We start from the raw sequence: 23,515 nt of genomic DNA, 5'->3' as shown, positions 1-23,515 counted from the left end.
AATATCAGCATATGAAAGAGTTAGTGATTGACCTGGAAGCGGAAAAAAATGAGATATTAAAAAGATATCGGGCTTTGCTGCGTGCCTGTAAATCAACCCTGCAAAAGGGCGATAAGCGCATGATCCGTAAAGCATTTGATATGGCCCTGGAAAGCCATAAAGACATGCGCCGCAAAAGCGGTGAGCCATATATATACCACCCTATTGCCGTAGCGCAGATAGCGGCCGAAGAAATAGGCCTGGGTACTACCTCAATTGTGTGTGCTCTGCTGCATGACGTGGTTGAAGATACCAACATGACGCTGGACGATATTGAGATGGAGTTTGGCAAAAAGGTAGCCAAGATCATTGACGGCCTCACCAAAATATCGGGTGTATTTGATACCAACAGCTCGTTACAGGCCGAGAATTTCCGCAAGATGCTGCTTACCCTGGCCGATGATGTTCGGGTGATATTGATCAAACTGGCCGATCGCCTGCATAATATGCGCACCATGGAGTTTATGCCCCGCGATAAGCAGCTTAAACTATCATCAGAAACCGTTTACCTGTATGCCCCACTGGCACACCGCTTGGGTTTATATACCATAAAATCCGAACTGGAAGATCTCTCTATGAAATACATGGAGCGGGAAACCTACCAGTTTTTAAAAGTTAAGCTCAACGAGAAAAAGGCCGAACGTGAAAAATTTATCCGTGATTTTATTGAGCCGGTAAAAAAAGTATTACTAGGTCAAGGCCTGGAGGCGGATATTTTTGGTCGACCAAAATCCATCCACTCCATCTGGAATAAGATGAAGAAAAAGTCGATACCTTTTGAAGAGGTTTATGATCTTTTTGCCATCAGGGTTATCCTGGATAGCGCCCCCGAAAATGAAAAGGCCGACTGCTGGAAGGCCTATTCCATTGTTACCGATCTTTATCGCCCTAATCCCGACAGGCTGCGCGATTGGATATCATCGCCCAAAGCTAATGGTTACGAATCATTACACACCACGGTGATGGGCCCTCGCGGGCAGTGGGTTGAAGTGCAGATCCGTACCAAGCGGATGAATGAGATTGCCGAAAAAGGTTTTGCCGCGCACTGGAAATATAAAGAATCAACTACCGATAGCGGGCTTGATCAATGGGTACAAAAGGTGAGGGATATGCTTAAAAACCCCGACTCCAACGCGCTAGATTTCCTGGATGATTTTAAAATGAACCTTTTCAGCGATGAGATCTTCATTTTTACCCCCAAAGGCGCCTTGATACAATTGCCTTTAAACGCTACCGCACTTGATTTTGCCTTCGAGATCCATACCGACGTAGGTGCCAGTTGTATCGGCGCTAAAGTGAACCATAAACTGGTGCCGCTAAGCTATAAACTGCAAAACGGCGACCAGGTGGAGATCATTACCTCAAGCAAGCAGACACCTAAGGAAGACTGGCTTAACTTTGTGGTTACCGCTAAGGCTAAAGCCAAAATAAAATCGGCGTTAAAAGAAGAAAAACGGAAAATCGCCGAAGATGGCAAGGAGATTTTGGAGCGCAAACTAAAATCGCTCAAGATCACCTACAACTCCGAAAACATACATAAGCTGAGTTACTTTTTTAAACTGCAAACAACCCAGGACCTGTTTTACAATATTGCTAAAGGCATTATTGATATGAAGGACCTGAAAGATTACCAGGCATCAGAAAAAGTAATCGAAAACAAACCACAGGATAAAATTGAACAGGAACAGGTACACAGCCTGCTACGCAACATCAAAGCCAAGGATAGCGACATATTGCTCATCGGCGAGGATATGCAAAAAATTGACTATAAACTGGCCAATTGCTGCAACCCTATCCCCGGTGATGATGTATTTGGTTTTGTGACCGTAAGTGATGGTATCAAAATCCACCGCACCAATTGCCCCAATGCCGCCAAACTGATGGCCAATTACGGCTACCGGATAGTGAAGGCCCGCTGGACAAATCAGCAGGAATTGGCATTTTTAACAGGTTTGCGTATTACCGGTATTGATGATGTGGGTTTGATCAATAAACTCACTACAGTAATATCGCAAGACTTTAAAGTGAATATCCGCTCTATTACGGTTGATAGCGATAACGGCATTTTTGAAGGCTCACTTATGGTATACGTAAATGATACCGAGCACTTAGATAACCTGATCAAAAACCTGAAACTGGTTAAGGGTATCACTGCCGTAAACCGCTTTGATTCGGCCATTGAAAAAGCATCATAAAAGAGGTAAGAAATAAGAATCAGGAAACAAGAGCTTAATTATCAGCACAGAAACATTTTTCACAATTTTTATTCTTGTTTCTTGACTCTTGTCTCTTGATTCCCTTAATAACTTGCAAATTATTAATAACTTTGACTCTTTAATAGATAACTATGCCTCAACAGGATACAATAGCGCTGGTTAAAAAAATTTTCGAAGCTTATCTTGAAAACAAAAACCTGCGTAAAACGCCCGAGCGTTTTGCTATACTAGAAGAAATTTATTCACGTACCGATCACTTTGATGTGGAGTCATTATACATCCACATGAAAAATAAAAAATACCGTGTAAGCCGTGCAACAGTATATAATACACTGGAGCTTCTGGTATCATGCGACCTGGTGACCAAACACCAGTTTGGTAAAAACATGGCCCAATTTGAAAAATCATACGGCTATAAGCAGCATGATCATATCATTTGTATTGACTGCGGCAAGGTGGTTGAATTTTGCGACCCGCGCATACAGCAGATACAAAGCATGATGGGCGACATCCTGAAATTCGATATCAAACACCACTCTCTTAATCTTTATGGCAATTGCACTAAATTAAGAGACGGTAATTGTGACAGAAAAGCATAACTTTGCCCCCCTTAATATCATACTCTGAATTTACATAACATAAATGGCTGTTGACGTATTATTAGGCCTCCAATGGGGCGATGAAGGTAAAGGAAAAATTGTTGATGTGCTTAGTGCAGGTTACGACCTGATAGCACGTTTCCAGGGCGGCCCCAATGCCGGGCACACTTTGGAATTTGACGGTAAAAAATTCGTTTTAAATACCATTCCTTCAGGTATATTTTTTGAGAATACCATGAACCTGATAGGTAATGGTGTGGTGATCGACCCGATCACGCTGAAAAAAGAATTAGAAAAACTGAAAGATGCCGGGCATGACCTCTTAGCAAAAAAGAATTTGCTGATAGCTAAAAAGGCTCACCTTATATTACCAACACACCAGTTGCTTGATGCCGCTAATGAAAAAAAGATGGGTGATGGCAAAATTGGTTCTACCTTAAAAGGTATTGGCCCTACTTATATGGACAAAACCGGTCGTAACGGTTTGCGTATAGGAGATATCACCCTGCCCGATTTTAAAGAACGTTACCAGAAACTGGTTGATAAGCATGTATCCATGCTGCAAGCATTATATGGCGAAGTGGCCGATTTTTCGGAACGCGAAGCAGCGTTTTTTGAAGCGCTTGATCTGCTGCGTCAGTTCCCACTGGTTGATTCTGAGCATCTGGTAAACAACTACATTAAACAAGGTAAAAAAGTACTGGCCGAAGGCGCGCAGGGAGCTATGCTCGATATCGACTTTGGTTCATATCCTTTTGTTACTTCATCAAATACAACCGCCGCCGGGGCCTGTACAGGTTTAGGTATAGCGCCGCAACAAATTGGCGAGGTAATAGGTATTTTTAAAGCTTATTGCACCCGTGTTGGTGGTGGCCCTTTCCCTACCGAACTGGAGAATGAAACAGGCGAAGAATTACGCCAGACAGGCCATGAATTTGGCGCGACCACCGGAAGGCCACGCCGTACCGGATGGATTGATCTGCCGGCTTTAAAATACGCCATCATGCTGAATGGCGTTACCCAACTGGTAATGACCAAAGCCGATGTATTAAGCGGTTTTGATAAAATATATGCCTGCACCCATTACAACTACCTGGGCGAAAAAATTGACTACATGCCTTACGATATCTGTTCGGTAAGCCCAGAGCCAATTTTGAAAGAAATTGATGGCTGGAACGAAGACCTGACCGGTATTACCGAACTATCTGAGATTCCTGCCAAACTGCAATCATACATTGATTATTTAGAAGCAGAGTTAGGTGTTCCTGTTAAATACCTATCCGTAGGGCCCGACAGGAAACAAACCCTGGTAATGCACTAAGAATTCATTGCCTTATATTATTTATAAAAGGCCGCTTTATGCGGTCTTTTTGTTTTTATTTTTGCCTTGTGATTGCCCCAATTAAAAATCTTCCCCTGTTTAAACAAAAGGCCTTGCAATGGGCCTCGTCATTTGATGCGGTTTGCTACCTGGAATCCAACGGTTTTAATGATCCTTACAGCAAATTTGATACACTGATAGCTATTGGGACAAAAGACGAAGTGACCACACATGCCGGGCACGCTTTTGATCAACTGGAAACCTTTCGCCAAAATAACCCAGGCTGGATAACCGGATTCTTCGGTTATGATTTAAAGAATGAAACAGAGCGCTTATCGTCGGCTAACCCGGATGGATTAGAATTCCCTGATCTTTATTTTTTCGCGCCCTTACATCTTATTATCATTAAGGATGGCAAAACAGAGATCATCAGCGATGAGTCTGAACAGATTTTTAAGCTGATTGATCAACAGGAATTGATCATGTATACTGAACAACTAGCTATAGTGTTAAAATCCCGCTTTAGCAGGCAAGAATATATTGATGCCGTAAAGGGTATCCAAGAGCACATCAGCCGTGGTGATATTTATGTAACCAATTTTTGCCAGGAGTTTTTTGCTGAATATGCACAGATAGATCCACTGGGTATATTTATACAGCTTAACGAGGTTTCGCCAAATCCGTTCAGCACCTTTTTCAAGTGGAAAGACAACTATATATTGGGCGCATCGCCAGAGCGTTTCCTGGCCAAACGTGGCAATAAATTAATATCACAACCTATAAAAGGTACCGCCAAACGCCACATAGATGTGCAGGTTGACGAACAGATCAAACAACAACTACGCAACCACCCCAAAGAACTCCAGGAAAACGTGATGATAGTTGACCTGGTGCGGAACGATCTGACCCGATCTGCCAAACAGGGCACCGTTAAAACCGAAGAGCTATTTGGTATACATAGTTTTGAATATGTGCATCAAATGATATCAACCGTGGTATGCGAGCTTCAGGAGGGCTTATCGGCCATACAAGCTATCAAAAACACTTTTCCTATGGGTAGCATGACCGGCGCTCCTAAGATAAGCGCCATGCAACTCATGGAGCAATATGAGCGCAGTAAAAGGGGGGTATACTCAGGAGCTATCGGTTATTTAAGTCCGGATAATGATTTTGATCTGAATGTGGTTATTCGTACGCTCTTGTACAATTCGGCAAACCAATACCTATCGTTCCATGCCGGTAGCGCGATCACTTACCATGCCGATCCGGAAAAAGAATATGAGGAATGCCTGCTCAAAGCACAGGCGGTAATGGAAGTTCTGGGAGTGACGAGGTAAGATAATGTCCATCTTCACGTCATTGCGAGGAACGAAGACAACAGACCGGAGTTCATTAATACTAATAAAAACAAACACAACATTAATAATCTCTATGCTATACAGAGTGGATATGTATAATTTACCTGCTTGTGTAGGGATTGCTTCGTTCCTCGCAATGACGCGTTTATTTTATTAAGTCCCAGGCTATATAGTTATCTTATCCCCCATCCTCACTTTAATATCAGACCCTGCTGAAAAAAATACCGACACAGGCTCTTTTTTCAGATAAGGTTCAAAGGCCTCCCCATAAAGTCCGGCAACGTCTGCCTCAAACACGTGATCTTTAACCGAACCGGTTTGCCAGGAGATATGCTCAACCTGGTATTCCATTGTGCTGAAATCGGATAATTTATTGTAACCCCAGTAATGTTCCAGGATAAATTCTTCGGCGCTGCCGGGTGCAATATCCACTAATTGATTATTCGCAGTGGCGCCCAATTTGTTCCACTTGCCTTTGAATTTCCATTCATATAAAAACTCCGTATGTCCATCCCCGGTAAGAACAATTGAACTTCGCATGGGCATCGCGCTGTAATGCTCTTTATATAGGTTATTGGCAATAAGGGCTATCATATTTTTGGGTACTATCTCGCTTACAAAAACAGCACCGCGCTTCCATTCACTCCCGTTATAATACCTTACATAAAAACGCAGATTTACCTCTTCAAAATTTACATGCCCAGGCCATTTGATACCCAGCACACGCGTATTGGCAAATACAAAACCCACCATACTTACCAGTGCCTTTCCCTGCCAAAGGTCAAGTTCGGTACCAGGCGGTAAATACGCATCTAATATTTGCGGATCAACCTCGTAATTGATCATCACCAGGTTTTTCCACTGTGCCTGTAAAAATTGACGTTTAGCCATGTTGCGAATGTAAAATGCCAATACAACCGAAGAGTAGTATAATAAAAGGTCCCATTGAAAATGAGACCTTTTATTATTTTCATTATTTTTTATAATATTTCATGGCCTCAGGTATAAGGCGCTGGATATTAGCTATACGTGTAGCATCAGAAGGGTGTGTACTGAGCAACTCTGGTGGAGCGCCACCTTTATTCTGAGCAGCCATACGCTGCCAAAAACCTACAGCTTCATGCGGATCATATCCTGCCATGGCCATAAAGGTAAGTCCTAATCGGTCGGCTTCTGATTCCTGATCACGGGAATATTTTAATAAAACAACCTGCGTACCGACACCATACGCCTGGCTAAAAAGCCCCTGCATTACCTGCGACTGTTTGGCTACAGCTATACCGGCCAATGAACCGCCAAACTGGGCCAGGGTTTGCTGGGATATACGTTCGGCAGAGTGCCTGGCTATCGCATGACCAATCTCATGCCCCATTACAACGGCCAGATATGCATCAGTATTAGCAACAGGTAATAAACCGCTATATACGGCTACTTTACCACCCGGCATACACCAGGCATTTACCTCGCTGCTTTGTATGAGGTTAAACTCCCACTGAAAGTTATATTGATTGGCATAACCATTCTGTTGCAGGTATTGCTCAATGGAAGCAGCCAGATTGCTGCCAATCCGTTTAACCCGCTGAGCATCGGCACCACTGCCAACAACCTTGGTTTTAGGATCTGTTAATAATTGTTTGTAGCTGGCTGCCGCCGATTGGTTTACTTCGGCATCGCCTACCAGGCTTAGCTGCCGGCGACCGGTTAACGGCACTGTTGAACAGGAATTCAATGCAATGATAAATATCAGAGCAAGGGCAGGTCTGAATTTTTTCATGATGATCAGGTAGTTTTCTTCTTTAAAAAATTAACTTTCGACTCTGTGCCTTTTAATAAGCGTTCGATATTTTTCTGGTGCGTTACCAATATGAGCAAGCATATGCACATACCATAAATAACTACCGACCGGATTGACGTTGGAAAAATAAACGAAACTCCGATAGGATATGTAAACGCAGCGGCAATAGAGCTAAGCGAAACATACCTGGTAGTTAACAACACAATCACAAATACCAAAACACATAATAAAGCGGCATGTAAATGAATAGCCAAAATCATTCCAAATAAGGTAGCTACACCTTTACCACCTCGGAAACCCGCAAAAATCGGGAACAGGTGGCCCATTACCGCGGCTATGCCCAAAGCAAGCGCGTAATTGGTATAAGCTATAGAGTTAGACGGTCCGGTGGTTGATACCCCGATAAAGTAGGCCAGGTTAGTTGCTGTCCATCCTTTTAAAATATCCAGCAGCATTACAGGTATACCGGCCTTTTTACCCAACACCCTGAAAGTATTGGTTGCACCGGCGTTTCCGCTGCCATATTCACGAACATCAATATCATAAAAAGCCAGCCCTATCCAAACGGCTGTAGGTATAGACCCGCAGAGATAAGCCAGAATGAGCGCTGAAACTGAATAAACGGTTATCATTTCCCTGCAATATTACGAAATTGATACGGTACTAAATTTTTTATCATCATTTAAACGCTTAACGTTAAACCCTAAATTGCGAATACTGATTTCTAAATGCGAAAATCAGATAGCTTTAAGACTCAGGTCAAGACTTTTAATGGAGTGAGTTAGGGCTCCTACCGATATATAATCAACCCCGCACTCTGCATAACCACGTATATTATCAATGGTTATCCCACCCGATGCTTCGGTAATAAAACGGCCCTGAATAATATTAACAGCTTGCTTTAGGTTGGCAAAGTTAAAGTTATCTAACAAAATACGGTTTACATGGCCCGTTTGTAAAACCTGATCAAGCTCATCCAGATTACGCACTTCTATTTCAATAGCCAGTTTTTTGTTGTTGTCGATAAGGTATTGATTGGCCCTTTCAATGGCTTGTCTTATACCTCCGGCATAATCAACGTGATTATCTTTGATCAGGATCATATCATACAAACCAAAACGGTGGTTAACACCGCCCCCGATCCGTACCGCCCACTTTTCAAGATAGCGCAGGCCTGGGGTCGTTTTACGGGTATCCAGTACTTTGGTATTGGTATCTTTTAACAGGTCAACTATCTGCCGTGTTTTAGTGGCGATGCCCGACATGCGCTGCATACAGTTCAATACCAAACGTTCGGCTTTTAAAATACTTTGCGAATTGCCTTCTACCTCAAAAGCCACGTCCTGGGGTTTTATAGCAGCCCCATCATTCAAAAACACATTTACTTTCAGGTCGGCATCAACTATTTTAAAAATCTCCAGTGCCAGTTCAACTCCGGCCAGTATGCCTTCGTCTTTCACCAAAAGTTTTGCTTTACCGGTGCTATCGGCAGGTATGGTTGATAAAGAAGTATGGTCGCCATCACCAACATCTTCCTTTAAAGCTTCAATTATAAAATGGTGTATTAGTTCCTTATCCAAGAGTATTCAATTTAAACCTCAAAAGTAACAACATTTTGCAGATTTTTTTGATGTCCATGGTCGATGGTCTATAGTCCTTAGTAAATAATGTTTATTGTTCATGAGTTAACCATGGACAATCGACTAAAAATCACTTCACCTTCTCATTCTCAATCCGGAGTTCAATGATTGACATTTTGCCACCTACATCCTTCAGGGTAAAGGCAACCCGGTACAAGCCGGTATCGGTAGTTAAAATAAATACCCCAAAACGATAATTAGCGCTTGAGTTTACTTTATGCAGTAATTTGATGCTTTTGGGTTTATTTTTGGAGAAAAATTTATCCAGTATTAGGGTAGCTTGCGCCTGGGAGTAAATATTCTCCTCGGCCATTAATGTGATTTCAACGCTGGAGGCAAATGATTTAGCCAATTCCCTGGTATTACCCAACTTTAAAAGGTTGGCTACATCATCTATCGGATCGGCTGGTGTAAAGCCAGGCAAAAGAAACAGCATAATAAACGAGGACAGACAAACCAGCTTCATATAATTATTTAATAAACAGAATTTTAAACAATACGGATTATTAATTAGAATCAACGGGGCTATTGACCTTCAAATAAGATATAACTGTTTTTACAGACAATTATTATCAAATCATGAATAGTATATTCCGTAAACCGAAATTAAAAAAATAATCATATAAAGTACAGCGTTGCCTTTATATTTGCGATGTGGAAAATCAAAAAAAACTCGCATTAATTATTCTTGATGGCTGGGGTTATGGCCGTAACGACCAGTCGAACGCTATACTTGCCGCAAACACTCCTTTTGTTGATAGTTTGCTGCAGCAATATCCAAATTCAAAACTCGAAGCATCCGGAACCGCTGTAGGTTTACCCGCAGGGCAAATGGGCAACTCAGAAGTTGGGCACATGAACCTGGGCGCTGGTCGCATAGTTTACCAGGAGTTGGGGCGCATACATAAAGCGGTTGACGATAATGAACTGCCAACCATCCCGGTACTGAAAGATGCTTTTGAATATGCCAAACAAAACAACCGCGATGTACATTTCATCGGCCTGGTTTCTGATGGTGGGGTTCACTCCCATATCAGGCATGTAAAAGGTTTGTGCGATGCCGCGAAGCAATTGGATGTTAAAAATGTATACATCCATGCTTTTTTAGATGGCCGCGATACTGATCCTAAATCGGGATTAGGCTTTGTTACCGATCTGGAGCAATATATCGATGGATCTGATGCAAAGATCGCATCTGCTATTGGCAGGTATTATGCCATGGACCGCGATAATCGTTGGGAAAGGGTAAAACTGGCCTATGACCTGCTGGTTAACGGCGAGGGAGAAGCAACCCAGCACATTACAGACCTGATCAAAAAATCATACGAAGAAGGTGTAACCGATGAATTTATAAAACCAATTGTACGTGTTGATGCCGATGGCAAACCATTGGCCGTTATAAAAGAGGGTGATGTGGTGATCTGCTTCAATTTCCGTACAGACAGGGGTCGCGAGATCAGTATAGCATTAACGCAGAAATCATTCCCAGAATATAATCTGCACCCGCTGGCTATCCGCTACATCACCATGACCCCGTACGACGAAACCTTTAAGAACGTACAGGTAGTATTTAACAAGGAGGATCTGACCAAAACACTGGGTGAGATCTTGCAGAACGCGGGTAAAACACAGATCAGAATAGCCGAAACGGAGAAATACCCACACGTAACCTTCTTCTTTTCTGGCGGTCGCGAAAAAGAGTTTGATAACGAGAAACGCTTACTGGCGCCATCGCCAAAAGTAGCCACTTATGATCTGCAACCCGAAATGAATGCGGCAGGTATTCGTGACGCTATCATTCCTGAACTGGAAAGCGGCTGGCCCGATTTTGTTTGTCTTAATTTTGCCAATACCGACATGGTGGGTCATACCGGTGTTTTCAGCGCTGTGGTTAAAGCCGCCGAAACTGCCGATGCCTGCACCAAAGCTGTGGTTGAAGCAGGTTTGGCCAATGGTTATTCCTTCATCATCCTGGCCGACCATGGCAATGCCGATTATATGATTAACGAAGATGGTTCGCCAAATACAGCGCATACCACCAATCTGGTGCCTTGTATTATTATTGATAAAGATGTGAAACATGTAAAAGATGGTAAACTGGGCGATGTTGCCCCTACCATTTTAAGTATACTGGGCGTAGCTATCCCTGCGGAAATGACCGGGAATGTATTGGTATAAATTGAGATTACTACCCATAACCGCTTTTTTTGGCGGTATACTGCTTATATCCGGCTTGCCATCATGCAGGCCGGATATCAAGCAAAGCGGCGCTGTACTCAAATACGTCGATATAAGCGGCTTTTTCAAAACTGATACCGCAAAGCTCACCAAACTAAATCCGCTGGTTAATAAAACCGTAACCCATAACGGTGTAACAGAAAATAAAACTGTACATATTACCAATTGGGGACAGGAGTTAAACCTGTTCATCCAATCAGATATTAACCGGCCAGCCTGGAAAAACAGCTACAAGGTTCAAACCACCGATAGTTTGATCGTATATCAGGCCAAATACCCCGATCTGCGTACTACGCGCATCGTGATCAGAAAAAATGGTGCTCAAATAAAATGGGTGCTCATTTTTAATCATACCAAAAACCTGCTGTATGAAACCCGCGAAAAATTAAGCTATTTCCCAGATTCGGCCTATCTGATTGAAAAATGGCAGCAAGTGCGGTTAATGGGCCGTAACAATTATCGTATTGAAGGGGTTTTGGTTAAGTAGGACTATTGGATTTTGGGACTATTAGACTATTAGATTTTAGGAGTGTTAGATGGGGGAATAAAAAGGTAAAACTAAATTTGTTCTATTCCCAATGAAATCTTGGGGGCTTTCTCCTTTGTCTCAAAAGTCCAAAAATTCTATAGTCTAGAGATCTTTGATCCTCTGTCTAAAAATCCAATAATCCAAGAAATCTAAAAATCCCCCTTAATGGCGGGCTACTGCAGGGCTAACAGCCTGTGAAAGTTTATCTTTTGACTGATCGATCAGATTGGCAATATCCATTCTTCCGGGGTTATCGTTCAGCACTTTTTCAAGATCAGTTATAGATGCTTTAAGGGAATTTATACCCCTTGCCCTATCGTAGAAATGTGAGTTATTCTGTAGTTTAAATAATCCGTAATCACGGTAAGCAAGTCCCCTGTTCTGGTAGAATTTACTATCATTTGGGTCGCTGCTGATAGATATGGCCTTGGTCAGGTCAACAATTGCCCCTAACAGGTATAATTCCTTATCCGCAGGCGACGTCTGGTTATCTTTCCCTAGGTAGCTTTTTGCCCTGGCCCGGTAATAATAGGCCGAAGCATCCGCAGGTTTTATGGCAATAACACGGGTATAAGCAGCTATTGATTTTTTATAATTATCGCTATGGTAATAAGAGTAGCCCAACATCCACAGCGCGTTGGCGTTGGTTGAATCTGTGATACAGGCCTTCTCCAAGTGAGATACCGCCGATCTGAAATCGCCATCCATCAAGGCCTGCTGTCCCATTTTTACATAGGCACTTTGTGCCACTGCTGTTTCGAGCGAGGACATAATCAGAAAAGATACAATGACCGATAACTTCATTTAGCTATTAATAGTGAAACAGAAACGGTATAACAATAACTACCATTACATCGAATTATTATGCCAAACGGTACTTTTCTTTAAAAAAATATCGTTTTCAAAAAAATTCCAGAAGGCTATAGTATGACTTTTTTTCATATTTATCAATAATTTCTCATTTAATTGATTAACTTATAAGTCACTTGTAATAAACAAACGGGCAAACCAATATACTGCCATATTGCTTGTTAAGCATTATAACCATATCTTGGCACAGCTCTTGAAACATAGGTTACAACAAGTAACAACCGTGGTTTTACCTGTATTTTACAGCCTCATAGTAATGCAGGCTGACAACATGACGGTTTTATCTATATAATATATAATTAATGACTTTTGATCCATTCGATTTTAAAAATGCGCTACCGGTTATAAACGAAGACTCAGAGTTTTTTCCGCTAATGTCTACCGAAGACGAGGAGGAAATGAACAATGAGGAAATGCCGGAGGTATTATCCATATTGCCTTTACGTAACACCGTTCTATTTCCGGGTGTGGTAATACCGATAACGGTTGGCAGAGACAAATCAATTAAACTGATACGTGACGCCAACAAAGGCAATCGCATGATTGGGGTAGTTGCGCAACAGGATGTGGGGATAGAAGACCCTAATTTTAACCAGTTAAATAAAATTGGCACCATTGCCCTCATCATCAAAATGCTACAAATGCCCGATGGTAACACCACAGTTATCATTCAGGGTAAAAAGCGTTTTGTTTTAAAAGATGAAGTACAAAGCGAGCCTTATATAAAAGCTACTGTTGAACCTTTTAAAGAAATAAAGGCCAAAGAGGATAAGGAATTTAAAGCCATGGTATCGTCTATTAAAGATATGGCCATGAACATTATACAATTATCGCCCAATATCCCGAGCGAGGCCGGTATAGCCATCCGAAATATCGAAAGCACTTCATTTTTGATCAATTTTATTTCATCAAACATGAATGCAGATATGGCTGCCAAACAACGCCTGCTGGAGGTTGCCAACCTGCGCGAGCGGGCCAACATGGTATTGGAACACCTCACGCTTGATTTGCAGATGCTGGAGCTTAAAAACCAGATCCAAACCAAAGTACGTGTTGATCTGGATAAACAGCAGCGCGATTACTTTTTAAATCAACAATTAAAAACCATCCAGGAAGAATTGGGCGGTAATTCACCCGATCTGGAAATTGATGACCTGCGCCAACGTGCCTTGAAAAAGAAGTGGGCCAAGGAAGTAAAAGATCATTTTGCTAAGGAACTCGAAAAACTGGCCAGAACCAACCCGGCAGCTGCAGACTATTCGGTGCAAATCAACTATCTTGAGTTGTTACTGGATCTGCCCTGGAATGAGTTCACCAAAGATAATTTCGATCTTAAACGGGCACAAAAGGTGTTGGATAAAGACCATTTTGGCCTGGATAAAGTAAAACAACGTATTATTGAATACCTGGCTGTGCTTAAGTTAAAGCACGATATGAAAGCCCCTATACTTTGTTTGGTGGGCCCTCCGGGAGTTGGTAAAACATCCCTGGGAAAATCAATAGCTAAAGCGCTTGGACGTAAATATGTACGTATGGCCTTGGGCGGTATCCGTGATGAGGCCGAAATAAGGGGGCACCGCAAAACTTATATTGGTGCGATGCCGGGCCGTATCATACAATCAGTTAAAAAAGCAGGTGCGGCCAACCCTGTGTTTATACTGGATGAAATTGATAAGGTAGGTAACGATTTCCGTGGAGATCCATCATCGGCTTTATTAGAAGTACTCGACCCTGAACAGAACAGCACTTTTTATGACCACTATGTGGAGATGGACTTCGATCTGTCGAACGTGATGTTCATCGCTACAGCCAATTCATTAAGTACCATTCAGCCGGCTCTTTTAGACAGGATGGAGATCATCGAAGTAAATGGCTATACCATTGAAGAAAAGATAGAGATTGCCAAACAACATTTGTTACCCAAACAGCGCGAAGCCCATGGCTTAAAACTAAAGGATGTAAGCCTTAAAACCGATGTATTGGAAAAGCTCATCGTTGACTATACCCGTGAGTCGGGTGTACGCGCGTTGGAGAAAAAAATAGGTTCGGTAGTGCGCGGTGTAGCCAAAAACATTGCCATGGAAGAGGAATACAATCCCGTGGTAAACAAGAAAGATATCGAAAAAATACTGGGTGCCCCTATCTATGATAAGGACCTTTATGAAGGTAACGACGTTGCCGGTGTAGTTACAGGTCTGGCCTGGACATCGGTTGGCGGCGATATCCTGTTCATTGAAGCTAGTTTAAGCCCGGGTAAAGGACGTTTAACCTTAACGGGCAGCCTGGGCGATGTGATGAAGGAATCGGTGACTATCGCCTTAGCTTACCTGCGTGCACACGCCGACTATTTCAACATCAACCCGAAGTTATTTGACCAATGGGATGTGCATGTGCACGTACCTGCAGGCGCTACACCAAAAGATGGCCCATCGGCTGGTATAACCATGCTTACCGCCCTGGTTTCGGCATTTACCCAACGTAAGGTAAAACCTAACCTGGCCATGACCGGCGAGATCACCCTGCGCGGCCGTGTTTTAGCCGTAGGTGGTATCAAAGAAAAAATACTGGCAGCCAAACGCGCCAATATTAAAGAGATCATTCTATGTAAATCCAACCAGAAAGATATTCTGGAGATCAAAGAAGATTATATCAAGGATCTAAGCTTTCATTATGTAGCGGATATGCGCGAGGTTATCGCGCTGGCACTCCTGGATGAAAAGGTAAGTCATCCGATCGATCTTACCGTCAAGGAAGACGAAAAGCCGATAGCTAATTAAAAAAAGAGGGGTTAAAAATAATTTAACCCCTCTTTTTTTGTGCATACATAAATCAGCTCAATTTTTCTATATTAGGCGCTGATATATTTTACAACCTAATGTCTAATAAACTATTCCTCACACTGTTGTGCCTGTTGGGTTCCATCAGTTTATTTGCGCAAACCCGCGGTCACGAAATTGCTATACAAACTGATAATGATGGGTACCTGGGTCAGGGCTCAGACAGGTATTATACCAATGGTATCTTTATTTATTACCGTAAAGCTTTAAAAGCCGATGGTGATTTGCAGAACAAGGTTTTAGGGTTTGAGATCGGTCAGAAAATGTACAATCCTCAATCGGGCTATGTACCTAATGCCTCATACATAGACAGGCCTTTCGCGGCCTACTCCTACATTGGGTCAACACTCAACCTTTTATATAAAAACGAAAGTAACATCAAGCTTAGCGCACAGGTAGGCATTGTAGGACCAGCCGCAGGCGGCGAACCGATACAGAAATTCATTCATAATACTTTCGGCTTTTATTCCCTCAATGGCTGGCAGTACCAGATAAAAAACAACGTAGAACTTAATTTAGGCGCCGAGTATAATAAACTATTGGCCAGGGCATCATGGGTAGACCTGAGTTTTACCTCATATGCCAACCTGGGTAACGGGTTTACCGGTGCAGGTTTAGGTCCGTTGATCCGTCTGGGCAATTTTAACCAGCTTTTCAATTCGGTAAGTACCCAAAGTACAACTTCCCTGGCCGATCAAACCGGTTTGTTGCACGCGCATGAGATCTTTTTTTACTATAAACCGCAAATCAACGGTGTATTGTATGATGCCACTATACAAGGCCCCCTGTTTAACAAAAACAATGACCCAGGCAGCCTGGAGGTTACGTTAAACAAAAAGCCTTTTATATTCAGCAACCAGGTTGGGGTAGCCTTTACTACCAGTCGTTTTACTTTTGACGTGGCGGCTGTTTTCCACACTAAAGATGCGGAGCAGATGCTTAGGTCGCATCAATGGGCCAGCATTACCGGTGCGTATCGGTTTAAATAAATGATCTATCTTCTGAATCAGAATTAACTTGGTTGATGGCTTCGCTGTTTACAGAATTCAAGGATTAACAGAATGAAGACCAATTCTGTTAATTTACAAATTCTGAGAATTCTGATTCAGACAAAATTCGACAAAATCATGGTTTACACTTTTTATCAAGAAAAATAATTAATCTATTGATAGTCAATTGGTTAATCCAATATTAATGGTAAAAAGTGTAAACCATGTAAACCCACTTTTTAACAAAATTATTGTCGCCTTTTCAGGGCTCAATCAAAATCAACTTTCCGGTTTTCTTTCCTGGCGGAGTGTTTCTTTTTGTCATCCAAGCGGGCGACTTTTGCGGCCTTACTTACTTTGGTTGGTTTACGCACGTTGGGTTTCTGTAATGCGCGAGTAAGTAATAATATCAATCGTTCAATAGCTTTCTCTTTGTTAAGGTATTGGCTACGCTCTTCATCACAGATCACTTGCACAAAACCATCCTTATTAAAACGGTTCTGCAATTTATCGTTCAGCAGTAATTTTTCTTCTTCGGTAAACAGTGCGGAGCTATCCACATTAAATAAAAGCTCCACCTTGCTCGATACTTTATTTACATTCTGACCACCCTTACCCCCGCTACGCGAGGTTTTATAAGTAATTTCTTTTTGCAGATCTGATTTAGTAAGGTTCATTCGGCAAAGGTAATTATTTAGGTTGATTGGGTGAATGGTTGATTAAGTGGGTAGTTTCCAGGATGTACAAAGTATTCAAACTAAGCAACTACCTATTTCATGAACTTAATCAATCACTCACCTGCTCAATCAATCACAATTATTTGTACTTTAGCTACGCTTATGAGTAAAAACATAGTAGTGGCAATTGATGGCTATTCATCATGTGGTAAAAGCACACTGGCCAAAGCGTTAGCAAAAAAACTTCATTTTATTTATGTAGATAGCGGCGCAATGTATCGCGCTGTTGCCTTGTATTTTTTACGTAACAATATCGATGTAACCAACCACGATCAAATTGAGGAGGCATTAGAAAACATCCACCTTAATTTTCATTCGCGCGATTATCAAACCCACATTACCCTTAATGGTGAAGAGGTATCTGAGGAGATCCGTTTGATGCCCGTATCCGATAAAGTAAGCGAGGTTTCGGCCATTCGCGAAGTGCGGAAAGAAATGGTTAAACAGCAGCAGCGCATGGGCCATTCTAAAAACATCGTGATGGACGGCCGCGATATAGGCACAACCGTTTTCCCGAATGCCGATGTAAAAATATTCATGACGGCAGACCCTAAAGTGCGTGCCGAAAGACGCTATAACGAGATCAAGGACAAAAACCCCGAAATAACGTTAGAAGAGGTATTTGAGAATATAGCCCACCGGGATTACCAGGACACCACCCGTGAGGAAAGTCCGCTTGTAAGGGCCGAGGATGCAATTATATTGGATAATACCAACCTAACTCCACAACAACAGCTGGACTTTGCTCTGGACAGGGTAAAACCGCTCATTCTTTAAGTAAGGGTGAAAGGATAAAGGTCAAAGGCGAAAGGTGTAGATTAAAGATCAAAAGCGAAAAGTCCTTCTCCCTTTCGCCTTTGACCTTTCATCTTAAAGAGTCGGGCTTTAAAAAGCTGCCATCTATAATTAAGAGCTTTACACCGGCCGCGGATACAGACCGGTGCGAGCTCAGATCGTCAGATACGATATAGGTCATTCCTTTAGTTAAGGTAAACGCTTCGCCATTTTGAAGTTCACTTATAAACTCCCCTTCCAGGCAATGCACAATATGCCCTTTCTGGCACCAATGATCGGCCAGGTAACCGGCAGAATATTCTACCAATCGCACTCTGAGCCCATCAAGCAACAAAGTTTGCCAAAACGCGGTTCCAGTCTCTCCTTTGTGTTCTGTTTTCCCAACTGAGGCCCAGTCAATAGTTTGAAAAGGTATATTGTACATGATTTGCGAATTATTTACTTATCCAATAAACTTTTCGGCTTTAACACCAAAGTGATTCAAAAAATCAACTCCTTCATCGCTGGCTAAACCTTTGTATTCGGCATATGACTTATCAAAATACACGTGTTTAATGCCGGCCGAAAATATCAGGCGGGCACAAGGCAGACAAGGTGATAAGGTAGTGTACAGCGTAGCTCCTTCCAATTTAGCCCCATTTTTTACGGCATATAGTATGGCATTTTCTTCGGCGTGAAGTGCCAATGAGCAGCTTCCTTTTGAATCCCGGGGGCAACCCTCGCCGGGCCATTCCTCATCGCAATTATGCGTATGTGCAGGCGGCCCATTATAGCCAATGGATATAATACGGGTGTCGCGGGTTAAAACAGCGCCTACCTGGGCTTTAACGCAGTGTGAACGCTTAGCCAGATCAGTAGCCAGGTTCATAAAAATATGATCGAAACTTGGTTTCATGTAGTTTATTGGTTCATTAGTTCAATGGTTCATTAGTATCGGCAAATTTGCTACCAATAAACTAATGAACCATTGAACTAATGAACTAAATATTAATGTCCGCCTGATACTTCAACATGGTCAAGGTCGATGCCCTGGCTGCGAAGTTCACGGCTCACTTTCCATGCAAAATATGCCAGGTAAGCAAAGCCCAATACCGGTACAATGTACGAGAAATGGATACCGCTCATGCCTGGTACAACATTACCTGCACCATCGGCTATTTTACCTTGCAGTGGCGGGATAATTGAGCCCCCCAGGATCATCATGATCAAAAATGCCGAACCCTGGCTGGTGTATTTACCTAAACCGGTAATAGCCAATGAGAATATAGATGGCCACATGATTGAGCAGCATAAACCACCGCTAATGAAAGCGAAAGTGGCTACCCTGCCGGTAGTGAACAAACCGATGAGCATAAATATAACGCCAAGTATACCTAATACAGATAAAGTACGTGTTGGCTTTTGCTGACCGATAAAGAAGGCCACAATAAGCACTGCCACACAAACCGCGTAAACATACAGGTTACCTACATTTACACCGGTTATGGCGTTTACAAATAATACCAGACCAAACGCTACAAACGGAACAAGAACGTATAAAATATACTTGGTTGACGTAGAAAGGTTGAAAGCCCCAATTGAACCAGCAAAACGACCGATCATCAAGCTACCCCAGTATAAAGATATATAAGGTGCAATGTCCGATTCGTTGAATGATCCAAATTCCGGAGTTTTTAGTAAAGAGCCCATGTTACTTTGAATAGTAACCTCAGTACCTACGTAGGTGAAAATAGCCAGCATACCCAAAATCAATTGCGGATATTGCATAGCGCCCCAACCTTCTTTACTTTGTTTAGCGGCAAATATGGTACCTACAAGCGTAAATATGATAATAGCCAATGAAGCATACACAAAATACTGGCTTGGGATACCAATAGCATTGCTTAATGGGTCGGCAGCTAGTATCAATAAAAACGCGATGAATATGATAAATAACGGCGTATTAGCTTTTTTGCTCGATTCAATTTTCTCGTCGCTGGTAACTTTGGGCAGGTTTGAGAACCAGAAGAACACAGCCACAGCTATAAATAAAGCTGCCAGCATGTAGTAAAGGTTATTGATAGACGATATTTTAACTTCCGGTTTAACCTCGGAATTTGCAGTACCAAACAACACCACACTCACAACTATCGGGCCTAACAGGGCACCTATATTATTGATACTACCGGCAAAATTCAAACGGTTGGAGCCTGTTTCGGCAGGGCCTAAAGCCACCACAAATGGATTCGCAGCAGTTTGTTGTAAAGAGAAACCAACAGCAATGATAAAAAACACCGCCAATATAAAACCAAACGCGCCACTGGCCACAGCAGGTATCATACCTAATGCGCCTACGGCTGATATAACTAAACCCAGGATGATACCATTTTTATAACCCAACTTATTCATGATATCAACCTTACTGGCCTGTGATGCGAAGTAAAGTATTAATGAGCCTATAAAGTATCCACCATAAAAGGTAAAATCGATCAACTGCGACTCAAATTGAGTGAGATGAAAATGCGTTTTACAAAATGGTATAAAGATACCGTTTGATGCGGCTAAAAAACCCCAGAAGAAAAACACAGTAATCAGCGTGTATAATGCCGAACTGTAATTTTTATTGTCTTTTTGTTCCATTTTTAAGTTTAGTTATACAGAATGTATTTTGAATCGCTAAACATAATTCAATTTTTGTAAATGTTATTATTCTTTTTCAAATTAAATAAATCACAATTTTAAGTTTCGTTGTTTAAGAGATAAAATTGCATATTCGCATGGTTCAAAATTTTGGAACATAAGCCTAAATAATGATAGAAGCTGTTATTTCGGGATTGGGGATAGGATTAGTGTTGACGTTTTTGACTGGCCCGGTCTTTTTTGCTCTTATTAAAACCAGCATCGAAAAAGGTTTTCATGCCGGTGTTGCCTTGGCACTCGGCGTAGTTAGCAGTGATGTGGTTTTCGTGGGAGCAATTTTATTTGGCTCTCAATATTTTGATATATCTAACCATACCAAAACCATAGCCGGTGTTGTTGGAAGCATCATATTATTTAGTGTAGGGATACGCTACCTGTTTAAAAAGGGCGAGGTGAACTATGAAAACAAAGTACCCTCGGGTATAAACCGAGCCGGATACTTTTTAAAGGGGTTCTTGATGTGCATTTTTAACCCTACCCTGCTATTTCACTGGATTACCGTGATTGGTACTGCCAGTACGGTTTTTCATGAAGGTGTAGCCCATCGCTCTTTTAAAATCGCGGTGATGTTTGCCACGGTACTTATAGTACAGTTTGGCATGGATATCACCAAAGCTTTTTATGCCAATAAACTGCGCGACAAAATATCTGTTAAACTGGTTCACCGCCTTAACGAGGTAGCGGGTATAGCGCTCATCATAGCCTCCTTGATATTGGTAGATAAACTGGTTACTCACTTTGTATTTTCGGCTCCGGCAGGAAGTTAATCCTCTTTTTAATTATTGAATTAGTGAATTAGTGAGTGTTATTTCCATTAATCAATTTCTTCTCCGTTAGCAGTTATGTTCCGACTGAAATCAAAATCAGCAAAACAAAAAAAGGCGATGAGTTAAAACTCACCGCCTTGAATATCATATTCCCCCTTTCAGGGGGTTAGGAGGCTCTGCTTACATGTAAGCTCTCTGGTTTTTACCTTCCATCCAGTTTACAAAGGCTCGGTTAACTACTTTGTTACCGCCCGGGGTTGGGTAATCACCGCTGAAATACCAGTCGCCGGTATGATCCGGGCAGGCTATGTGCAGGTTATCCAGGGTTTGGTATAAAACCTCAACTTTACACTTGATATCTTTTGGAGTGATGATCTGCGCTATGCGATCAGATATCTGCTGATCGGTAAACAAAGAGTAGATCTCTTTTACATAGTTCTTCACTTCTTCTTTTGGCAACTTGGCACTATCCTTACATTTCTGGTAAACATCCAGAATGATGTCTTCGCGATCCATCTCCTTCAGTAAGCTGATAGCCGCCTCAAAAGCCACGAATTCACCCATACGCGACATATCGATACCATAACAATCCGGGTAACGGATCTGCGGAGCAGAGGATACTACCACCACCTTTTTAGGACCTAACCTGTCTAATATTTTCAGGATGCTTTGCTTCAGCGTGGTACCACGTACAATAGAATCGTCCAATACTACCAGTGTGTCGGTATTCTTTTTGATCAATCCGTAAGTGGTATCATACACATGCGCTACCATTTCGCTACGGTCGGCATCCTGGGTAATAAAGGTGCGCAACTTTACATCCTTAATCGCTATTTTTTCAACCCTCGGCGCCATCTGCAATACCTCTGTTAGCTCCTCTTCACTTATCTTATCCTCACGGTTAAGCAGTTTATCACGCTGGTATTTTTTAACGTACTTGTGTATCCCCTCAACCATACCGTAAAAGGCGACTTCTGCAGTATTTGGGATATATGAGAATACGGTGTTTTTGATATCGTTATCAACTGCGTTCAATATTTGCGGACAAAGCAATCTGCCCAATTGCTTACGCTCACGATAGATAGACGAATCGCTGCCACGTGAAAAGTAGATACGCTCAAAGGAGCAGGCCTTTTTTTCCAGCGGTTCGCTAAACATGTCCTCGGTTATTTTACCGTTCTTTTTAACGATAAGTGCATGACCTGGGCGGATCTCTTTAATATCTTCAACAGGTACATTGAAGGCAGTTTGGATAGCCGGGCGCTCTGAAGCAGCAACAACTATCTCATCGTTATAATAGTAATAAGCCGGACGGATACCCACAGGGTCACGCATTACAAACGCATCACCATGACCTATAATACCCGCAATGGTATAACCACCATCCCAGTTTTTGGCCGATTTGCGAAGTATCTTGGCTACATCCATATCATTGGCTATCAACTTGCTGATCTCCATGTTATCGTCCAAACCTTCTCGTTTGTATTGATCAAACAAGCCTTGATTTTCTGTATCCAGGAAATGGCCTATTTTTTCCAGAACGGTTATGGTATCGGCTTTTTCTTTAGGATGTTGGCCCAAGTCGTACAATTGCTGTAATAACTCATCAACATTGGTCATGTTAAAGTTACCGGCAATAACCAGGTTACGGGTCATCCAGTTGTTTTGCCTTAAAAACGGGTGGCAGCTTTCGATGCTGTTTTTACCGTGAGTACCGTATCGCAGGTGCCCCAGTAAAACTTCGCCCGTAAAGCTTACGTTTTCCTTCAACCATTCGGTATCAGCTAGTTTTTCAGGACTTTCTTTTTGAATATCCGCGAATTTCTTCTGGATATATTCAAAAATATCAGCAACAGCGTTTGATGCCATCGACCGGTGTCTGCTGATGTACCGCTTGCCAGGCTCTATGTCCAGTTTAATGGTAGCAACCCCCGCACCATCCTGGCCCCGGTTGTGTTGTTTTTCCATCAAAAGGTAAAGCTTGTTCAGGCCGTACAGAGCTGTTCCGTACTTTTTCTGATAATAAGACAGTGGCTTTAAGAGGCGGATAAATGCCACACCGCATTCATGTTTAATCTGATCGCTCATGATTTGGAATGAGGCTGC

Annotated in this window: 21 protein-coding genes; 10 read left to right on the top strand and 11 right to left on the bottom strand. The window is 42.2% G+C overall.

Translation table 11 applies throughout. The annotated features are described in order from the left end of the window. The first annotated feature begins 11 nt into the window (after nt 1-11). The 4 genes from ACTJKG_RS22660 to ACTJKG_RS22645 all read left to right on the top strand — a co-directional run bounded on the left by ACTJKG_RS22660 (nt 12) and on the right by ACTJKG_RS22645 (nt 5,512). Nucleotides 12-2,234, top strand: a complete 2,223-nt coding sequence (locus tag ACTJKG_RS22660; protein WP_172336311.1) for a RelA/SpoT family protein — start codon at nt 12-14, stop codon at nt 2,232-2,234. Between the two features lie 152 nt (nt 2,235-2,386). Continuing rightward, complete coding sequence (locus ACTJKG_RS22655) at nt 2,387-2,854, top strand: Fur family transcriptional regulator (protein ID WP_166089835.1); 468 nt, start codon at nt 2,387-2,389, stop codon at nt 2,852-2,854. Nucleotides 2,855-2,897: 43 nt separating this feature from the next. Beyond that, on the top strand, nt 2,898-4,175 hold the full coding sequence (locus ACTJKG_RS22650) for an adenylosuccinate synthase (protein WP_172336312.1): 1,278 nt from the start codon (nt 2,898-2,900) through the stop codon (nt 4,173-4,175). Nucleotides 4,176-4,243: 68 nt separating this feature from the next. Beyond that, the gene (locus ACTJKG_RS22645; protein ID WP_440740472.1) at nt 4,244-5,512 is read left to right on the top strand and encodes an anthranilate synthase component I family protein; all 1,269 of its coding nucleotides are present in this window, start codon (nt 4,244-4,246) and stop codon (nt 5,510-5,512) included. 186 nt (nt 5,513-5,698) lie between these two features. Here the strand turns inward: ACTJKG_RS22645 and ACTJKG_RS22640 are convergent, their stop codons facing one another. The 5 genes from ACTJKG_RS22640 to ACTJKG_RS22620 all read right to left on the bottom strand — a co-directional run bounded on the left by ACTJKG_RS22640 (nt 5,699) and on the right by ACTJKG_RS22620 (nt 9,434). Beyond that, entirely contained in the window at nt 5,699-6,424 is a 726-nt protein-coding gene (locus ACTJKG_RS22640; protein WP_440740471.1) for a YqjF family protein, read from the bottom strand. 82 nt (nt 6,425-6,506) lie between these two features. Then, nucleotides 6,507-7,307 carry a M48 family metallopeptidase gene (locus tag ACTJKG_RS22635; protein WP_172336315.1) on the bottom strand — a complete coding sequence of 267 codons (801 nt, stop codon included), beginning with the start codon at nt 7,305-7,307 and terminating at the stop codon, nt 6,507-6,509. 5 nt (nt 7,308-7,312) lie between these two features. Further along, nucleotides 7,313-7,960 (bottom strand): glycerol-3-phosphate 1-O-acyltransferase PlsY, encoded by a 648-nt coding sequence (gene plsY, locus ACTJKG_RS22630; protein ID WP_076374174.1) that lies wholly within the window; start codon nt 7,958-7,960, stop codon nt 7,313-7,315. 105 nt (nt 7,961-8,065) lie between these two features. After that, nucleotides 8,066-8,908 carry a carboxylating nicotinate-nucleotide diphosphorylase gene (gene nadC / locus ACTJKG_RS22625; RefSeq protein WP_440740470.1) on the bottom strand — a complete coding sequence of 281 codons (843 nt, stop codon included), beginning with the start codon at nt 8,906-8,908 and terminating at the stop codon, nt 8,066-8,068. A gap of 130 nt (nt 8,909-9,038) precedes the next feature. Continuing rightward, entirely contained in the window at nt 9,039-9,434 is a 396-nt protein-coding gene (locus tag ACTJKG_RS22620; RefSeq protein WP_172336317.1) for a DUF4783 domain-containing protein, read from the bottom strand. Nucleotides 9,435-9,622: 188 nt separating this feature from the next. Here ACTJKG_RS22620 and gpmI point away from each other — a divergent pair, with 188 nt between their 5' ends. Next, nucleotides 9,623-11,146: a 2,3-bisphosphoglycerate-independent phosphoglycerate mutase gene (gene gpmI, locus ACTJKG_RS22615; RefSeq protein ID WP_440740469.1), complete on the top strand. Its 1,524-nt coding sequence runs from the start codon at nt 9,623-9,625 to the stop codon at nt 11,144-11,146. A gap of 1 nt (nt 11,147) precedes the next feature. Beyond that, nucleotides 11,148-11,693, top strand: coding sequence for a hypothetical protein (locus tag ACTJKG_RS22610; RefSeq protein ID WP_440740468.1), 546 nt, complete (start codon nt 11,148-11,150; stop codon nt 11,691-11,693). 204 nt (nt 11,694-11,897) lie between these two features. Here the strand turns inward: ACTJKG_RS22610 and ACTJKG_RS22605 are convergent, their stop codons facing one another. Further along, nucleotides 11,898-12,539, bottom strand: a complete 642-nt coding sequence (locus ACTJKG_RS22605) for a tetratricopeptide repeat protein (RefSeq protein WP_172336320.1) — start codon at nt 12,537-12,539, stop codon at nt 11,898-11,900. A 368-nt stretch (nt 12,540-12,907) separates the two neighbouring features. Here ACTJKG_RS22605 and lon point away from each other — a divergent pair, with 368 nt between their 5' ends. Then, complete coding sequence (lon, locus tag ACTJKG_RS22600) at nt 12,908-15,382, top strand: endopeptidase La (protein ID WP_172336321.1); 2,475 nt, start codon at nt 12,908-12,910, stop codon at nt 15,380-15,382. Nucleotides 15,383-15,480: 98 nt separating this feature from the next. Beyond that, nucleotides 15,481-16,431 (top strand): lipid A deacylase LpxR family protein, encoded by a 951-nt coding sequence (locus tag ACTJKG_RS22595; protein ID WP_172336322.1) that lies wholly within the window; start codon nt 15,481-15,483, stop codon nt 16,429-16,431. 269 nt (nt 16,432-16,700) lie between these two features. Here ACTJKG_RS22595 and arfB read toward each other — a convergent pair whose 3' ends face one another. Next, nucleotides 16,701-17,108, bottom strand: a complete 408-nt coding sequence (arfB, locus tag ACTJKG_RS22590) for an alternative ribosome rescue aminoacyl-tRNA hydrolase ArfB (RefSeq protein WP_440740467.1) — start codon at nt 17,106-17,108, stop codon at nt 16,701-16,703. Nucleotides 17,109-17,270: 162 nt separating this feature from the next. On the opposite strand from arfB, the gene cmk reads away from it, so the two are divergent. After that, complete coding sequence (cmk, locus tag ACTJKG_RS22585; RefSeq protein WP_172336324.1) at nt 17,271-17,945, top strand: (d)CMP kinase; 675 nt, start codon at nt 17,271-17,273, stop codon at nt 17,943-17,945. Nucleotides 17,946-18,033: 88 nt separating this feature from the next. Here the strand turns inward: cmk and ACTJKG_RS22580 are convergent, their stop codons facing one another. The 3 genes from ACTJKG_RS22580 to ACTJKG_RS22570 all read right to left on the bottom strand — a co-directional run bounded on the left by ACTJKG_RS22580 (nt 18,034) and on the right by ACTJKG_RS22570 (nt 20,582). Further along, entirely contained in the window at nt 18,034-18,387 is a 354-nt protein-coding gene (locus tag ACTJKG_RS22580) for a DHCW motif cupin fold protein (protein WP_172336325.1), read from the bottom strand. A gap of 18 nt (nt 18,388-18,405) precedes the next feature. Then, a complete protein-coding gene (locus tag ACTJKG_RS22575; protein ID WP_172336326.1) occupies nt 18,406-18,858 on the bottom strand; it encodes a deoxycytidylate deaminase in 453 nt (150 codons plus the stop codon). 92 nt (nt 18,859-18,950) lie between these two features. Continuing rightward, nucleotides 18,951-20,582: an MFS transporter gene (locus ACTJKG_RS22570; protein ID WP_172336327.1), complete on the bottom strand. Its 1,632-nt coding sequence runs from the start codon at nt 20,580-20,582 to the stop codon at nt 18,951-18,953. Between the two features lie 170 nt (nt 20,583-20,752). On the opposite strand from ACTJKG_RS22570, the gene ACTJKG_RS22565 reads away from it, so the two are divergent. Next, complete coding sequence (locus tag ACTJKG_RS22565; RefSeq protein WP_172336328.1) at nt 20,753-21,409, top strand: LysE family translocator; 657 nt, start codon at nt 20,753-20,755, stop codon at nt 21,407-21,409. A gap of 180 nt (nt 21,410-21,589) precedes the next feature. Here the strand turns inward: ACTJKG_RS22565 and ACTJKG_RS22560 are convergent, their stop codons facing one another. Next, entirely contained in the window at nt 21,590-23,497 is a 1,908-nt protein-coding gene (locus ACTJKG_RS22560; protein ID WP_440740466.1) for an amidophosphoribosyltransferase, read from the bottom strand. Nucleotides 23,498-23,515: the final 18 nt, after the last annotated feature.

The sequence above is a fragment of the Mucilaginibacter sp. 22184 genome (assembly GCF_052045695.1).
Classification (GTDB): domain Bacteria; phylum Bacteroidota; class Bacteroidia; order Sphingobacteriales; family Sphingobacteriaceae; genus Mucilaginibacter.
Note: the sequence above shows the minus strand (reverse complement) of the source record. Positions and strands in the feature narration are given on the sequence as shown.

Coding starts and splice junctions, on each gene's coding strand:
- ACTJKG_RS22655 (WP_166089835.1), top strand. CDS start 2,387: ATGCCTCAACAGGATACAATAGCGCTGGTTAAAAAAATTTTCGAAGCT.
- lon (WP_172336321.1), top strand. CDS start 12,908: ATGACTTTTGATCCATTCGATTTTAAAAATGCGCTACCGGTTATAAAC.
- ACTJKG_RS22605 (WP_172336320.1), bottom strand. CDS start 12,539: ATGAAGTTATCGGTCATTGTATCTTTTCTGATTATGTCCTCGCTCGAA.
- ACTJKG_RS22650 (WP_172336312.1), top strand. CDS start 2,898: ATGGCTGTTGACGTATTATTAGGCCTCCAATGGGGCGATGAAGGTAAA.
- ACTJKG_RS22640 (WP_440740471.1), bottom strand. CDS start 6,424: ATGGCTAAACGTCAATTTTTACAGGCACAGTGGAAAAACCTGGTGATG.
- ACTJKG_RS22635 (WP_172336315.1), bottom strand. CDS start 7,307: ATGAAAAAATTCAGACCTGCCCTTGCTCTGATATTTATCATTGCATTG.
- ACTJKG_RS22620 (WP_172336317.1), bottom strand. CDS start 9,434: ATGAAGCTGGTTTGTCTGTCCTCGTTTATTATGCTGTTTCTTTTGCCT.
- ACTJKG_RS22575 (WP_172336326.1), bottom strand. CDS start 18,858: ATGAAACCAAGTTTCGATCATATTTTTATGAACCTGGCTACTGATCTG.
- ACTJKG_RS22580 (WP_172336325.1), bottom strand. CDS start 18,387: ATGTACAATATACCTTTTCAAACTATTGACTGGGCCTCAGTTGGGAAA.
- arfB (WP_440740467.1), bottom strand. CDS start 17,108: ATGAACCTTACTAAATCAGATCTGCAAAAAGAAATTACTTATAAAACC.
- plsY (WP_076374174.1), bottom strand. CDS start 7,960: ATGATAACCGTTTATTCAGTTTCAGCGCTCATTCTGGCTTATCTCTGC.
- ACTJKG_RS22570 (WP_172336327.1), bottom strand. CDS start 20,582: ATGGAACAAAAAGACAATAAAAATTACAGTTCGGCATTATACACGCTG.
- ACTJKG_RS22595 (WP_172336322.1), top strand. CDS start 15,481: ATGTCTAATAAACTATTCCTCACACTGTTGTGCCTGTTGGGTTCCATC.
- ACTJKG_RS22565 (WP_172336328.1), top strand. CDS start 20,753: ATGATAGAAGCTGTTATTTCGGGATTGGGGATAGGATTAGTGTTGACG.
- cmk (WP_172336324.1), top strand. CDS start 17,271: ATGAGTAAAAACATAGTAGTGGCAATTGATGGCTATTCATCATGTGGT.
- ACTJKG_RS22660 (WP_172336311.1), top strand. CDS start 12: ATGAAAGAGTTAGTGATTGACCTGGAAGCGGAAAAAAATGAGATATTA.
- ACTJKG_RS22560 (WP_440740466.1), bottom strand. CDS start 23,497: ATGAGCGATCAGATTAAACATGAATGCGGTGTGGCATTTATCCGCCTC.